The organism is Streptomyces sp. NPDC002133, from assembly GCF_040296405.1.
In the GTDB taxonomy this organism is placed as follows: Bacteria; Actinomycetota; Actinomycetes; order Streptomycetales; family Streptomycetaceae; genus Streptomyces.
In genome coordinates, this window is sequence record NZ_JBEOXF010000031.1 from 60,898 (window position 1) to 75,280 (window position 14,383).

General features: G+C 69.1%; 12 protein-coding genes and 1 pseudogene. 6 read left to right on the forward strand and 7 right to left on the reverse strand.

Annotation, left to right across the window (positions count from 1 at the left end):
- Positions 1-19: 19 nt before the first annotated feature.
- Together ABT078_RS25875 and ABT078_RS25880 are read left to right on the forward strand one after the other, a co-directional pair.
- A pseudogene (locus ABT078_RS25875) lies at positions 20-97 on the forward strand (VOC family protein); the annotation flags it as partial.
- Between the two features lie 780 nt (positions 98-877).
- On the forward strand, positions 878-1,783 hold the full coding sequence (locus ABT078_RS25880) for an NmrA family NAD(P)-binding protein (RefSeq protein WP_351231629.1): 906 nt from the start codon (positions 878-880) through the stop codon (positions 1,781-1,783).
- 467 nt (positions 1,784-2,250) lie between these two features.
- On the opposite strand, the gene ABT078_RS25885 is transcribed toward ABT078_RS25880, so the two are convergent.
- The 3 genes from ABT078_RS25885 to ABT078_RS25895 all read right to left on the reverse strand — a co-directional run bounded on the left by ABT078_RS25885 (position 2,251) and on the right by ABT078_RS25895 (position 5,921).
- Positions 2,251-3,900: a Na+/H+ antiporter gene (locus ABT078_RS25885; RefSeq protein ID WP_351231631.1), complete on the reverse strand. Its 1,650-nt coding sequence runs from the start codon at positions 3,898-3,900 to the stop codon at positions 2,251-2,253.
- A gap of 37 nt (positions 3,901-3,937) precedes the next feature.
- Positions 3,938-4,819, reverse strand: coding sequence for a helix-turn-helix transcriptional regulator (locus ABT078_RS25890; protein ID WP_351231633.1), 882 nt, complete (start codon positions 4,817-4,819; stop codon positions 3,938-3,940).
- Between the two features lie 202 nt (positions 4,820-5,021).
- On the reverse strand, positions 5,022-5,921 hold the full coding sequence (locus ABT078_RS25895) for a helix-turn-helix transcriptional regulator (protein ID WP_351231635.1): 900 nt from the start codon (positions 5,919-5,921) through the stop codon (positions 5,022-5,024).
- Positions 5,922-6,634: 713 nt separating this feature from the next.
- On the opposite strand from ABT078_RS25895, the gene ABT078_RS25900 reads away from it, so the two are divergent.
- The 4 genes from ABT078_RS25900 to ABT078_RS25915 all read left to right on the forward strand — a co-directional run bounded on the left by ABT078_RS25900 (position 6,635) and on the right by ABT078_RS25915 (position 11,064).
- Positions 6,635-7,861 (forward strand): acyl-CoA dehydrogenase family protein, encoded by a 1,227-nt coding sequence (locus ABT078_RS25900; RefSeq protein ID WP_351231637.1) that lies wholly within the window; start codon positions 6,635-6,637, stop codon positions 7,859-7,861.
- A 5-nt stretch (positions 7,862-7,866) separates the two neighbouring features.
- Positions 7,867-9,099 (forward strand): CaiB/BaiF CoA transferase family protein, encoded by a 1,233-nt coding sequence (locus ABT078_RS25905; protein WP_351231640.1) that lies wholly within the window; start codon positions 7,867-7,869, stop codon positions 9,097-9,099.
- Positions 9,096-9,878, forward strand: a complete 783-nt coding sequence (locus ABT078_RS25910; RefSeq protein WP_351231642.1) for a crotonase/enoyl-CoA hydratase family protein — start codon at positions 9,096-9,098, stop codon at positions 9,876-9,878. Before ABT078_RS25905 ends, ABT078_RS25910 begins: the two co-directional genes overlap by 4 nt.
- Positions 9,879-10,818: 940 nt before the next feature.
- Entirely contained in the window at positions 10,819-11,064 is a 246-nt protein-coding gene (locus tag ABT078_RS25915) for a hypothetical protein (protein WP_351231678.1), read from the forward strand.
- Here ABT078_RS25915 and ABT078_RS25920 read toward each other — a convergent pair.
- The 4 genes from ABT078_RS25920 to ABT078_RS25935 form a co-directional block, all read right to left on the reverse strand.
- A complete protein-coding gene (locus ABT078_RS25920) occupies positions 11,045-11,836 on the reverse strand; it encodes an ABC transporter permease (RefSeq protein WP_351231644.1) in 792 nt (263 codons plus the stop codon). The genes ABT078_RS25915 and ABT078_RS25920 overlap by 20 nt on opposite strands.
- Positions 11,833-12,825 carry an ATP-binding cassette domain-containing protein gene (locus ABT078_RS25925; RefSeq protein WP_351231674.1) on the reverse strand — a complete coding sequence of 331 codons (993 nt, stop codon included), beginning with the start codon at positions 12,823-12,825 and terminating at the stop codon, positions 11,833-11,835. Before ABT078_RS25925 ends, ABT078_RS25920 begins: the two co-directional genes overlap by 4 nt.
- 88 nt (positions 12,826-12,913) lie before the next feature.
- Positions 12,914-13,756, reverse strand: coding sequence for a DUF4097 family beta strand repeat-containing protein (locus ABT078_RS25930; RefSeq protein WP_351231646.1), 843 nt, complete (start codon positions 13,754-13,756; stop codon positions 12,914-12,916).
- 79 nt (positions 13,757-13,835) lie between these two features.
- Positions 13,836-14,354, reverse strand: a complete 519-nt coding sequence (locus ABT078_RS25935) for a hypothetical protein (RefSeq protein ID WP_351231648.1) — start codon at positions 14,352-14,354, stop codon at positions 13,836-13,838.
- Positions 14,355-14,383 lie beyond the last annotated feature (29 nt).

Below are 14,383 nucleotides of genomic sequence, written 5' to 3' on the forward strand. Positions count from 1 at the left end.
CATCGCCAACGCTTCACAGACATTCGCCACCTTCAGTGACCCCGACGGCAACGGCTGGGTGCTTCAGGAGATCAACCAGCGGCTCCCCGGCCGCTGACACACGTGAGGCCGACCAGGGGTACAACGGGCCGCGACCAGCCTGCATGGCGGCCGTCCTTTCAGCCCTTGGGCGCAACACCGGCGCACGATCGGTGGGCGCGGAGATGCGCTCCACGCCAGGCGTCCGAATGCCATGGGACCGGCATCGACCGCGCGCCGCCCTGCTGATCTCCCCGGTGCGGGCCCAGGACCAGCGCGCCGCTGGTCAGGGCCGAACGCCGACAGGCGACTGCCGCCAGGAGGCGTCCGCTCCCCTGCCCTCTGGCGCCTGCTCGCCGCGACTCCTCCTGCCGATGCGCCCGTCCAGGGCAGCAGCCGCGTCACGAAGGGCCGGGATCCGCCACGGCCGGCGGGCTACGCGGGGGCTGGGTGGCTCCGAACGACCGAGGTTCACTCTCTGTAACGCCTGGAGCGTCCCGCCCCACTCGACGCAGGGCTCGAAGCCGGTATCGAGTCTAGGCTGAGGGAAGCAGGTCACGACCGCCCGGCTCCCGGCATCCGACCGAAGTCCCTCGGCCGCGGCTGGGTGGACGGGAACTGCAACGGCGGCCCCAGAGACGCGGCGGTACGGCGCGGCGATCGGTACTTCCACGACGCAAGGGAACGCCTTGCACACCAAAGCCGGGACCGTTTTGATCGCGGTTCACGCGGTCGGCCCCTCCACACGGCATCCCGTGAAGCCGACTCAGCCACTCCGCCGTACGTCCCGAAACCTTTCCACCCACCACACGCACCTGTGATCACACCTCCGCTCAGCTCCCGACAAGGAGATCGATCAATGGCTGCAAGCAAGCTTGTTCTCATCGCGAACGCCGGTGGCGTGGGCCGCACCGTCCTCGACCAACTGCGCGCGCAGGACGTGCCGGTGCGCGCGATGGTCCGCCGCGACGACGAGCGTGCGGCTGAGCTGCGGGCGCTCGGCGCAGAGGTCGTCGTGGGCGATCTGACCCGGCCCGAGACCGTCGACGCCGCCCTGCAGGGTGTCGGAAGCATGTACTTCGCGATGCCCGTATCGCCGGACCACCTGCTGGCAACAACCGTGGTGGCCAGCGTGGCCCTCGAGCACGGGGAGCTGGACGGCCTGGTCGACATGTCCCAGATGACAGTGTCCCAGATGACCGCCACCAGCACCGCGGAGTCGCACCAGCAGCGGCTGCACTGGCTGGCGGAGCAGGTACTGAACTGGTCGGGCCTGCCGGTGGTCCACATCCGGCCGACCTCGTTCCTGGACAACCCGCTGTTCACCGCGCTGCCCGCCCGGACGATCAAGGAGAGCGGCACCATCGCGCTGCCGTTCGGCACCGGCCGCACATCGCCGGTCGCCGTTGCCGACGTCGCCCGGGTGGTCTCCACCGTGCTCCGCGACCCGGCACCGCACATTGGACACGTCTACGAACTGACCGGGCCGCGCACGGTCGACATGACCGAGATGGCCGAGGCGTTCTCACGGGCGCTCGGGCGCCCGGTGTCCTACGTGGACGTGCCGCTGGACCAGTGGCGGACCGAGGTGCTCGCCAAGGTGGGCCTGCCGCCGCACACCGAGCAGCACATCGCCACCATGGCCCGACTGCACCGCGAGAACCGCTACGACCGCGCCTCCGACGACGTCGAGCGCGTGACAGGCGTACCTGCCCAATCCATCGAGGCGTTCGTGGCCGCCCGCAAGGACTTCTACCTGGGCTGAGCCGCTCCGGCCGGCCCCCGGACGCTCGCCACGGAAACACCCCCTGGTCGGCCCACGGCGGAACCCCGGCCCTGGTCGGCCGTAACGACCCGCAACCGGCCAGAAGCCGTCACCAGGCGCTTGAAGTGACGATGCACATGCAATCTGAACCTGCGCACCGGAGCCCCGAGCCTGCCGAAACGGCGCCGCGCCCGGTTCGGCGAGCTGCCGAAGCGAACCGCGCTGCTGATTCCGAGACGGTCGGGGGCTCGCCAGAGCAGCAGGGCATCACCAAGCGGCTCATCCGCGGCCGTCCCACGCCGGTGCAACGCCGTCAAACCGCCGTCATCACCGTCATCGCCTTCCCCGTCGACGGCGGACAGAGCTGCACCGACGGCGACCCGGAGGGGGCAAGTAGCCCCACCCTCTGCCCCCGAGAACTCGCACATACGAAAGCGCGCCACACCGGCACGCATCCGCGGGTTCTTTCAGGAGGCAGGGGAGCCGCCTTGGTGTGCCGCATCCGGCTCACCTGTCGCGTGGGCGGAAGACGGGAGCAAGGACACCCTCATGGTCAGGCGCTGTTCCTCGGTGTCCAGATGGTGTTGCACCCGGCGCAGGACGATGTCATCAATGCGGCCCTGGTTGCGCAGATCGTTCAAAGCGGCGCGCTTGACACCCAGAAGCTCTGTCTCGAGCGCGTACGCGGCCCTCATCTGCCGGTGTTTGATGCGGATTCCTTGGTCATGGGTTTCACCCGCACCTGTGACGGCGTGCTTGCGCAGGTCCTTGACGATGTAGGCCATGGTCGTCTGCGGCACGGGAAACCGGTTGGCCAGGGCAGGCAGCTCCGCCAGCGCGGTAGTTGCCAGTTGACGTACGGCGAGTTCCTCTTCGGCTGCTTCGTCGGCATCTTCGGTGAACCGCGCGCTGCGCACGACCGCCGGGAGGGCCGGGCCCAGTACTGCGAGGGTGACGGTGATGACGACCACGGTGATGAAGACGACCGCGTCGCGCTGTGCCAGGGGTTGTCCGTCGGCCGTTATCGCGGGGATCGTCAGTGCTGCGGCGAGGGAGATCGCTCCGCGCATCCCGGCCCATGCGAGTGGCAGTCGCTGCCGTGCGCCGATGCGCCGTTGACGTTGCTGCGGGCGGCGGTCCACAAGACGGATCAGATAGGGGATGGTGTAGAACCATGCCCCACGGGCGGCGATGACGGTCGCGCTGACCGCGGCAGCAATCATGGTCGCCTGAAGCAGGGAGATGGAGGTCAGCGCGCGGACGGCGGCGGGCGTCTGGACGCCGACCAGGACGAACAGTGCGCCGTTGAGCAGGAACGTGGTGACTTCCCAGAAGGCGGTGGCCTCGAGACGGGCGTCGGAACGGATGAGCCCCGGTCCTACACGGCTGGTGACCAGTGCGCAGGTGACCACGGCCAGGACGCCCGAGACGTGCAGGGCTTCGGCGGGCAGGAAGGCGATGAACGGGGTGGCGACGCTCAGACCGCTGTGCAGGCTGCGGTCTTTCAGGTGTCGGCGCACGGGGATCAGGGCCAGGGCGATCGCCGCGCCGATGATCGCGCCGCCGGCGTAGGACTCCACGAAGCGCACGGTGGTGCCGGCCCAGGAGAACGGCCGGCCTGCGGTCAGAAGTTCCAGGCTCACGGCGAGAAGCACCAGAGCCGTGCCGTCGTTGAGGAGACTCTCGGTGCGCAGCAGTGTCACGATGCGTCGCGGCATGGCCTTCGCCACCGCGGCGACCGCCGCTACGTCGGTGGGTGCCAGCACCGCTCCGAGAACGAAGGCGATCGGCCATGCGTAGCCGAGTGCATGCGCAACCGCGGCTACGGCAAGCGCGGTCACCAGAACGAGGCCGGTCGACTGCAGGGCGATCGACCGGAAGTTCGTCTTGATCTCGCGCAGCGACGTGGTCAGTGTCTCCCAGTACAGGAGTGCCGGCAGGAAGACCAGAAGTACGACGTCGGGCGGTAGGTCGACATGGTCGAAGTGCGGCGTGAGGCCGATGAGAATGCCTCCGCCGAGCAGCATCAGCGGCTCGCTCAGGTGGAGGCGGCGGGCCAGCCAGGTCATCAGCAGCACTGCGGCAAGGACCACGGCAATGAGTTCGAGGCCTGTCACAAGGCGTTCCACGACGTGCCGGTGGGCGGCCAGCACATCACGGGTGGTGAGTCGATTCGGGGATCCACTCCGCTTCGCCCTGTTCCTGCTCGCCCTGGCGGTTGTCGATCTGTGAGCGGAGTTCGGCAAATGCGGTCGCGGTCGAGCTGGCGGGTTCGGCCTGATAGACGACCAGCTGCTGATGAGGGGCTTCATTGACCGTGAAAGCGGAGAACTGGATCTGCAGGTCACCGACCTGGGCATGTCTGAGGTTCTTCGTCTGCCGGGTCTTGCCCTTCACATTGTGCCGTGCCCACAGCTCGGCAAATTCCGGGCTCTTCAGGCAAAGACTTTCCACGACTTCGGCGATCCGTGCGGATTTCGGATCATATCCGTAGGCGGCGCGGATTTCGGCTACGCACGAGTGTGCAGCCTTTTCCCAGTCCTGGTAGAAGTCGCGGCCCGCCGGGTCGACGAAGACCATGCGGGCCAGGTTGTCGAATCGCTGAAAGCCGCTGTGCAGTGCGGCCGCGAGGGCGTTGTGCGCCAGGATGTCCAGGGCCGGGCCCACGACGAAGGCGGAGGTGTCGGGCCAGCTGTCGAGCAGCTGGAGCAGCTGCGGATTCACCTGGTCGTGGCCGGCAGGAATGGTGCGGCGTTCTTGAGGCGCCCGGGTAAGTCTGCGCAGGTGGTCGATGGCTTCGTCATCCAGGTGGAGGGCGTCCGCGACGGCGTCGACGACCTGGGGCGACGGGCTGGACTCGCGCCCCTGCTCCAGGCGCATGTAGTAGTCGGAGCTCACACCGGCGAGCATCGCGACTTCCTCGCGGCGCAGCCCGGGCACCCGCCGGCGGCCGTGTTCGGGCAGGCCCACGTCCTGCGGCTTGAGGGCTTCGCGCCGTGCTCTGAGGAACTCTCCCAATGGGGTGCTGTCGCTCATATCCCCAGGCTAGCCTTCCCGAAATCGGTTGAGGCCGACGTTGAGCCGATCATGATGTGCCCTGATGGGTGGCCGCTCTCGAATGTCTCAACGGTGCTCAGGTCGTAGAGGTGGAGACAGCGTCGCTGGTCAGGTACGCGGAAACTGATTGAGGACCGAGCCGGGCCGGTGCCGAGCGCCTACCTGCGCTCGGCCCGGCGGTTCAGGCCGCGTTGTCCGGCTCGCTGCGTACCGCGGTCCGCGCCTGGTCTGCGAGAGGTTCGGTCGACCATGTCGCCAGGAACCGCAGCGCGGTTTCGGAGGAGGAGCCCGGGTCGGTGCTGTAGATGAACAGGGTCTGATTGCTGTCGCCGGGCAGGGCGAGAGCTTGGTAGGTGACGGTGAGGTCCCCGGCGACCGGATGGTGGTACCCCTTGGTCCCCTCGGTCCGCTCATGGACCCTGCGCTCGGCCCAGTACGCGCGGAAGTGCTCGCTGCGCAGGGCGAGTTCGCCGACCAGTTCGCCGAGTTGCGGGTCGTCGGGGTGGCGCCCGGCATCCATGCGCAGCATGGCCGCCGTGTCCGCGGCGACGGTCTCCCAGTCCGCGTACAGCTCGCGGGCGGCCGGGTCGAGGAAGAGGAACCGGGTCTGATTGCGCTCGCTCGCGGGCATGGCGTCGAAGTCGGCGATCAGTGCGCGAGAGAGCGGATTGGAGGCCACCACGTCCGTGCGCCGCCCCAGGACGAATGCCGGACAGTAGGCGGCATCCAGAGTGGTCAGCAGCTGATGGACGGCCGGACTGACGCGCTCGGCCCGGGAGGGCCTGGACCGCCGGTCCAGGATGGGGCGCCGGTTAGCAAGATCGAACAGATGTACGCGTTCGGTGTCGTCCAGGCGCAGCGCTGCCGCCAGCGATTCGAGGATCTCCGGCGAAGCGGTGCGACTGCGCCCCTGTTCCAGGCGCGTGTAGTAGTCGACGCTGACGCCTGCCAGCTGGGCGAGCTCCTCGCGGCGTAGGCCAGGTACACGCCGTCGGGCGGTCCTGGGCATTCCCGCGTCTGCGGGGGTGAGCCGGCCACGGCACGAACGGAGAAATTCTCCCAGCTCCACGATCTGGTTCATACCGTCATTCTCCGCGACGCCCGAGGGCATGAGTAGGCGCAAGGGTGGCCGTAATACACCCAGGAAACGAAGGACGGGTCTCACGGCTGTGAGCGGACTCGCTTCCGGCTCTGTAAAGACCAATGAGACGCATCCGCCTTCTGGCGGTGATATCGATGTCGGCGATGATGGCGACGGGTGCGCTCACACCACGGTCGGCTCGCCCGGCGCCGCCGACGCCGCCCTCATTCTGAAGCCCGGGGGCCGGGCCACTGTCCACCTCATTCCCCTCACCCCCTCTCACTGGAAGCACGTCGAAACCGGCCAACAGATGAGCATGACTGGACCGGGGCCGGCACCGCAGTCGTGCTGGAGGTTCACCGCCCTACCCCCGCCATGCCCACGAGATGACGCCGACCGTCCCAAGCCTCTCACTGGTGCAGACATCTCCGTACTTCGTGGAGTACTCACAGGAGTACGCCGACAACACCGGCGACGTGGGCCTCTTTCTGGGCTTGGACGTCGGCAAGAGCGCCCTTCAACCTCTCCCGTACCGGCGGCGACGGGCCACTCGGGTGGTCCGCGGCGACACAGCACCCTTGGGCGGCGCGGGTCCGGGGGGCCGCCCCTGTATCGGCGTTTAATCGCGCCCGAGAACCGGAATGCCGGGAGCCGAGAGCGCTGACGGGCGCGGGTCTCCGGGCCACGCCCGACAACGCTTGAGGGAGACTGCAATGAGCGGCACAACGACCCTGCCGACACCGTCCGGTCCCTACCTGGACAAAGGGCTGCTGCCCGCCGACTTCTTCGCCTACGAGCAATTGCTGTCAGACGGGGAGCGGGAACAGCTCGAGTCCGTCCGCGAGTTCCTCCGTACCCAGGTCGCACCGATCGTCGACGACTACTGGGCCCGGGCCGAGTTCCCCTTCCAGCTGGTCGATGGCTTCGGGAGGCTCGGTCTCATGGACTGGGCCGACCCGGACTCTCCGAAATCCAGGCCGAGCAACCTCCTCGCGGGCTTCCTCGCGCTGGAGTTGGCGCATGTCGACGCGTCCGTGGCCACGTTCTGCGGCGTGCACACCGGTCTGGCCATGGGCACCATCCTCACCTGCGGCTCCGACGAACAGAAGCGGCGGTGGCTGCCGGCGATGAGCCGCTTCGAGAAGATCGGCGCCTTCGGGTTGACCGAGCCGCACGGCGGCTCCGACGTGGCCGGCGGCCTGGAGACGACCGCGCGCCGCGACGGCGATGTATGGATCCTCGACGGAGCCAAGCGGTGGATCGGCAACGCGACGTTCGCCGACCTGGTCGTCATCTGGGCCCGCGATGTCGAGACTCGTCATGTGCTGGGCTTCGTCGTGGAGAAGGACGCCCCCGGGTTCGCCGCGACGAAGATCGAGAACAAGATGGCGCTGCGGATCGTGCAGAACGCCGACATCGTGCTCGACGGATGCCGCGTTCCGGAGACCAACCGGCTGCAGAACGCGAACTCGTTCAAGGACACCGCCAAGATCCTGCGCCAGACACGCAGCGGCGTGGCGTGGCAGGCGGTGGGTGTGATGTTCGCAGCCTACGAGATCGCCCTGCAGTACGCGAAAGACCGGGAACAGTTCGGGCGCCCGATCGGGGGCTTCCAACTCGTGCAGGATCTGCTCGTGAAGATGCTCGGCAACGCCACGGCCTCGTGCGGGATGATGACGCGCCTGGCTCAGTTGCAGGACGCCGGGGTATTCCGGGATGAACAGTCCGCCCTGGCGAAGGCCTACTGCACCGTGCGGATGCGCGAGAACGTGGGGTGGGCCCGGGAACTGCTGGCCGGCAACGGCATTCTCCTCGACTACAAGGTCGGCCGCTTCGTCGCCGACGCCGAGGCCATCTACTCGTACGAGGGCACGCGCGAGATCCAGACCCTCATCGTCGGACGCGCCGTCACCGACGGCCTGAGCGCCTTCGTGAGGTGAAGACGATGACCACCGAATACGTCTTCACCGGCCTGAAGGTCCTCGACGCGTCGAGCTTCATCGCGGGACCGGCCGCGGCCACCGTGCTCTCCGACTTCGGAGCGGACGTCATCAAGATCGAGCCACCCGGTCAGGGCGACCCCCAGCGGCGGCTCAGCTCCGTCCCCCCCAGCCCCCGAGCGCAGGCCAACTACAGCTGGCACCTCGCCAACCGCAACAAGCGCGGCATGGTAATCAACCTGAAGTCACCGGCGGCCACCGAAGTCCTCAAGCGCCTCGTCGAATGGGCCGACGTGGTGGTCACCAACTTCCCGCACGGCACACGCGAGAAGCTGCACCTCGGCTACGAAGAGGTCGCGGGCTGGAACCCCAGCGTCATCTACGCCGACATCACCGGCTTCGGGGACGCCGGCCCCGACGCCGGGCAGCCGGGCTTCGACCTGACCGCCGCCTGGTCGCGCAGCGGGCTGCTGGCCTCCACCCGGGATGCGGGAGCCCCGCCGACGGTGCCGGTCTGGGGCAGTGGCGACTACATGTCGGCGATCGCCATCTACGCGGCGATCGTGACCGCCCTGTACCGCCGTGAGCGCACGGGACAAGGAGCCAGCGTCGGGACGTCGCTGCTCGCCGCGGGCGTCTGGGCCACCGGAACCCTCGTGGCCGGCGCGCTGGCCGGCGGCACGCCGTTCGAGCTCCACGACCGGAAGGCGCCGGCGAACCCGCTGATCAACCCCTACCGGACCGCGGACGACGAGTGGTTCATGCTGGTCGCCTCACCCGCGCACTGGCCGGGACTGACGCGGGCCATCGGGCACCCTGAACTGCTCGAGGATCCCCGTTTCGCGGACGTCGAGGGCTTCGTCAAGAACTCCGCCGCGCTGAGCGAGCTGCTCGACGCCGAGTTCCGCTCGCGGCCCTTCGCCCACTGGAAGGACGCCCTGGGCCGGGAACGCGTCACCTACAGCCTCATTCAGACGCCGGAGGAGGCCGCGCAGGACGCGCAACTGCGCGCGAACGACATCGTCGTGCCGCTGGAAGGAGTCAGCGGGCTGGAGGAAACCATCAGCAGCCCCGTCAACCTCCGCGGGGTGCCGAAGGTGCCGGCGAAGCGAGCGCCCGATCTGGGCGAGCACAACGACGAGATCCTGGCCGAGCTGGGATTCGGCCCCTCCGAGATCGCCGAGCTGCGCGCCAAGGGAGCGATCCCCGGCGCGACGGAAGCGGAGACGCCGCGATGAGCACGGCGTCCGAAGCGTCCGACATGGTGCTTCACGAGCGCCGCGGCGGCGTGCTGATCATCACCATCAACCGCCCGGCCCAGAAGAACGCCGTCGACCACAAGGCCGCGGTACAGCTCGCGGCGGCCGTCGATCTGCTCGACGCGAACCCGGAGCTGTCCGTCGGCGTACTCACGGGTGCCGGCGGGGTGTTCAGCGCCGACATGGATCTCAAGGCATTCGCCAAGGGCGAGCTGCCGGTGATCCCCGGCCGCGGATTCGGCGGGCTCACCGGCACCGCTGTGCGCAAGCCGTTGATCGCCGCGGTCGAGGGCTGGGCGCTCGGTGGCGGCTTCGAGATGGTGCTCGCCTGCGATCTGATCGTTGCCGCCGAAGACGCCCGGTTCGGTCTTCCCGAGGTCACGCGCGGTCTCGTGGCGGCAACGGGCGGACTGGTCAGGCTGCCGCGTCGCCTTCCGTACCACGTCGCCGCGCGCGTCCTGCTCACGGGCGAGCCGCTGACCGCCGCCGAAGGCAAGGAGTACGGCCTCGTCAACGAGCTCACCCCACCGGGCGCCGCGCTGGACGGGGCCTGGGAGCTGGCGGAGCGCGTCGCCCGGAACGCGCCGCTGGCGCTGGCGGCCGTCAAGGAGGTCCTGCGCGAAACGCAGGGCCTGAACGAGAGTGACGCCTTCACCCGCCAGGAGGAGCTCACGAGTGGGCTGTTCTCCAGCGAGGACGCACGAGAAGGCGCACAAGCGTTCACCGAGAAGCGCGCTCCCGTCTGGCACGGCCGCTGATGCCCGCCAGGTCGGCCGCCTCTCTCCCCCACCGCCCGTGTCCCAGGAGCAGTGACCAGCCATGAATGCGCACTCACCCGTCCACCGCGTGGCGATCGTCGGCACCGGCACGATCGGTGCGAGCTGGGCGACGCACTATCTCGTCCGGGGTTTCGACGTGGGCGGCGGCGCTGGCGGATGCGGCCCAGGACCTGTGCGCCGGTAGCGTGCACGGCGGTGAGGAAGCCGTTGCTGTCGAAACACCGGTCCCACAGCACCAGCATCCCGGGGCCCAGATGGTGCAACAGCCTGGTGGGTAGGAGGTCTCGCCCTCCCGGGTGGGGCCGAAGACCGCCGCGATCACGGACCGGGTGCCGGTCTCGACCAGCGTCATCAGCTCGACTTGGGGATTCCCGCCGTGCGGGCACCGCCCCAGCCAGCCCCGGTTGCGCTCGCTGTCAGGCACCTTGATCGAGCTGCAGCCGTCGAACGACACCGTCCGATACGGGCCGAACCGCACCCCCGGCGTGGTCGGGCGATCTCGACGGTACGCTCCGCGGCGGAGAATGAGCGCGAGCGGTGAATGAGGCGGCCTGGGCCCGCGAACCGCCGAACGTCGGGCGATCCTCGCCCGCGCCAGGTGGTCCGACTACCCTGCAGCGCGTCGGAACTGACCGTGCATCACACGGGCGGTGACCGCACCTCGCCAGTCCGGGTGTCAGAACCCGTCCTACCTTCCGAGGTGGGTCCGAACCGGCCCCTTCCTACGATCGGAGGGCCCGAGGGCTCCGGGTACGGCTGAAAACCCGTTGCCGTTCGATGGCCGCAATGACTTGGCCGCTCGGCTCCCTGCGACGGTCTGAACCACGCATTGGGGTAGGCGACTTGATCGCTCTGCAGCGACTACGTCGGAGAGGCCGTCCATGGGACCGGAAGACAACCAGCTCGCGGAGGAGCGGCCATGCTCGAGGTCTGGGCCGGGGTGGACATCGGTAAGGAGCATCACTGCTGCGTGGTGCTCGATGCGCAGGGCGGGCGGCTGCGTAGGCAGCGCGAGTTCCGGCCGACGATGTCGGCGGCTCAGGCCCGGCAGGCGGCGGAGAACGCCGACGGGGCGGCGTACGCCGACGCGGTGTCGGAGTGCGCCGCCCTGGGGCGGGACGAGCTGCGGGAGGCAGCCCGCCCGGTCATTTCGGGTCGCGGTTGAGCACCGCCTTCGACCAGCGGTAGCCGAGCGCCGCCAGGCCCAGGCACCAGACGATCGCGATCCACCAGTTGTTGCCGATCTCGGTGCCGAGCAGCAGGCCGCGCAGGGTCTCGATGGTCGGCGTGAACGGCTGGTACTCGGCGATCGGCTGGAACCAGCCCGGCATCGCGTCGACCGGGACGAAGGCGCTGGAGATGAGCGGCAGGAAGATCAGCGGCAGCGCGTTGTTGCTGGCCGCCTCGGCGTTCGGGCTGACCAGGCCCATCCCGACCGCGATCCAGGTGAGGGCCAGGGCGAACAGCGCGAGCAGCCCGAACGCCGCGATCCACTCCAAGGCCGTGGCATCCGTGGAGCGGAAACCGATGGCCACGCCGACGGCGCCGACGAGAGCCACGCTGATGACCGCCTGCAGCACGCTGCCTATGACGTGTCCGATGAGCACGGAACCGCGGTGGATCGCCATCGTGCGGAAGCGGGCGATGATGCCCTCGGTCATGTCGTTGGAGACGGACACTGCGGTCCCGACCAGGGTGCCGCCGATGGTCATCAGCAGGATGCCCGGGACGAGATACGCGATGTACTCGGAGCGATCGGCGCCGCCGCCGCCGATGCCCGCACTCATCACGTCGCCGAAGATGTAGACGAACAGCAGCAGCAGGACGATCGGCGTCAGCAGCAAATTCAGCGTCAGGGACGGGTAGCGCCGCGCGTGCAGGAGGTTGCGGCGCAGCATCGTGGACGAGTCTCGTACGGCGAGGGAGAGGGAGCTCATCGGACTGTCTCCTGGGACTGGTTGGGCTGGGTGGGCACGCTGGCGCCGGTCAGGGCGAAGAACACGTCGTCGAGGTCGGGGGTGTGCACGGTCAGCTCGTCCGCCTCGATGCCGGCCGCGTCCAGCCAGTCGAGGATGGAGCGCAGCTCGCGCTGGCTGCCGTCGCTGGGGATCTGCAGCGCCAGTGCGTCACCGTCCCGGGTGGCCTCGCGCAGGGCGACGGCGGCCGACTGGTACGCGGCCGGGTCGGAGAAGCGGAGTCGCACGTGTCCGCCGGGGATGAGCCGCTTCAGCTCGTCGGCGCTCCCCTCGGCGGCGATCTTGCCGTCGTTCAGCACCGCGATACGGTCGGCGAGCTCGTCGGCCTCCTCCAGGTACTGCGTGGTGAGGAAGACCGTCACCCCGTCGGAGACCAGCTCGCGGATGATGCCCCACATGTTGTGCCGGGAGCGCGGGTCGAGGCCGGTGGTCGGCTCGTCGAGGAAGATGATCCGGGGGTTGCCGACCAGAGTCATGGCGATGTCGAGGCGGCGCTTCATGCCGCCGGAGTAGGTGGAGGCCGGCTTCTTCGCAGCCTCGACCAGGTCGAACCGCTCCAACAGCTCGGCGGTGACCTGCCGTCCCTCGCGCTTGGAGAGGTGGTGCAGGTCCGCCATGAGGAGCATGTTCTCCTCACCGGTGATCAGCCCGTCCACAGCGGAGAACTGCCCGGTGACGCCGATCGCGGCACGCACCCCGTCCGGTGACGTGGCGACGTCATGGCCCGCGACCTGGGCCTGCCCGCCGTCGGCGGCGATGAGCGTGGACAGGATCTTCACGGCAGTGGTCTTGCCGGCGCCGTTCGGCCCGAGCAGCGCGAACACGGACCCGGCCGGGATGTGCAGATCGATGCCGTCGAGGACGGTCTTGTCACCGTACGACTTGCGCAGACCGACGGTGGAGACGGCGGCCGGCGACGGGTGACCGTCGTCCCGCCTGGATGTGGGCATGACAGACGAAGGCACGGGGCCCTCCTTTTCGAAGGCTGTAGTGACTGGGGATCGGAAGAGATGAGGCTGGTGCGGGGGGTGAGGACGCTCAGGCTTTGGCGCGGAGGACGTCGATGTTGCCCCAGTTGGTCCGTGCGCGGACCTTGACGGTGTCCTCGGTCTGCTCCGGGGCCTCGGAAGCGGCGAGCGTGTTGCGTACCTGCCCGCGGTTGGAGCTCACGTCGAGCCAGGCGGCGGTGCCCTCACGAATGCCGACCTCGATGGGGCCGTTGGAGGTCTCCAACTGGATGTTGCCGCGGGCGACTTCGGCGACGCGAAGGTAGCCGTTGGTCGTGGTGCCGGTGACCGACGCCTCGGCGCGCGCGATGTCGATGCCGCCGTTGGCGCCGTTCACCCGCAGCTCGCCGGTCACGGCGCCGACGGTGGTGGTGCCGTGCGAGTTCTTCAGGACGGCGGGGCCGTCGACGGTGCCGACGCGCACGTTGCCGGTGCTGCTGGTGATCTCGGCCATGCCCTCGACCCGGTCCACGGTGATCGAGCCGTGCGAGGCGGTCAGCTTCAGCGGGCCGGTGGTGTCGAGGCGGACGTCGCCGGCCGAGGTCTTCACACGGACCTCGCCGAGCCGGCCCTCGCCGAGCACATTGGTGCCGGCGCCGGTCATGTCGATGCGCGAGCCCGTGGGCAGTTCCACCGTCACGTCGACGGTGCCGCCGCGCCCGAGCAGATTGGCCTTGGGCGTGCTGACGGTCAGGACGCCGCTCGCGTACGTGACCTCGGTCTGGTCGGCCGACCGCACGTCCAGGTCCTTCTTCGGGTCGCGGGGCTGCACCTCGACGACGGAGTCGAGGCGGTCGCCCGCCGTGAACCGGATGGAACCGGCGTACACGTAGGCGGTGACCGAGATCGGTTCGGGAGTGTCGAAAGAAGGCATGGCTGTCCCGTCCTCTTGGGTCTTCAGGACGTCCCCGCTGGTGGGACGTGTGGGTGAAGTGGTGCGGGCGGGGGCGCGGCTAGCGCACCCAGCCCGTGAAGCTCTGTCCGATGGTCTGGGTCTTCTCCGTCGTACGCGGCCGGGTGCCGCCGTCGACCGCGGCCGACACGACCCGCACCAGCCACGCGTTGACCGACAGGCCCTCCCGGCTCGCGGCCTCCTCGGCACGGGCCTTGAGGTGGGCCGGCAGACGCAGATTGACGCGGGCGGTGCCGCCCTCGTCTCCGTCGGCGGGCGCCTGCGCCGCGAGTGGTTCGACGGGCGCGGCCGGCTCCGCGCGGGCGCCGCCGTCGGTCGGCGGCAGTGTCACCACGAAGTCGGGGTCGAGCCCTCGCAGCCGTACGTCGACCGAGCCGGGGGCGAGATCGCGGGTGATCTCGTCCATCGCGGCGGAGAGCACACTGAGCATGGTCAGCCGGGTTGCCGACTCCAGGGGCGCGGTGAGCCTCTCGGCCAGCTCGCGGGCTTGGTCGCCGCCGGCTTCGGCGGCCACCGCGAGTTCACGGCGGAGGGTGTCGACATACGGGGTGAGGTCCATGACGCCATCATGGCACCACCATGGCGGCA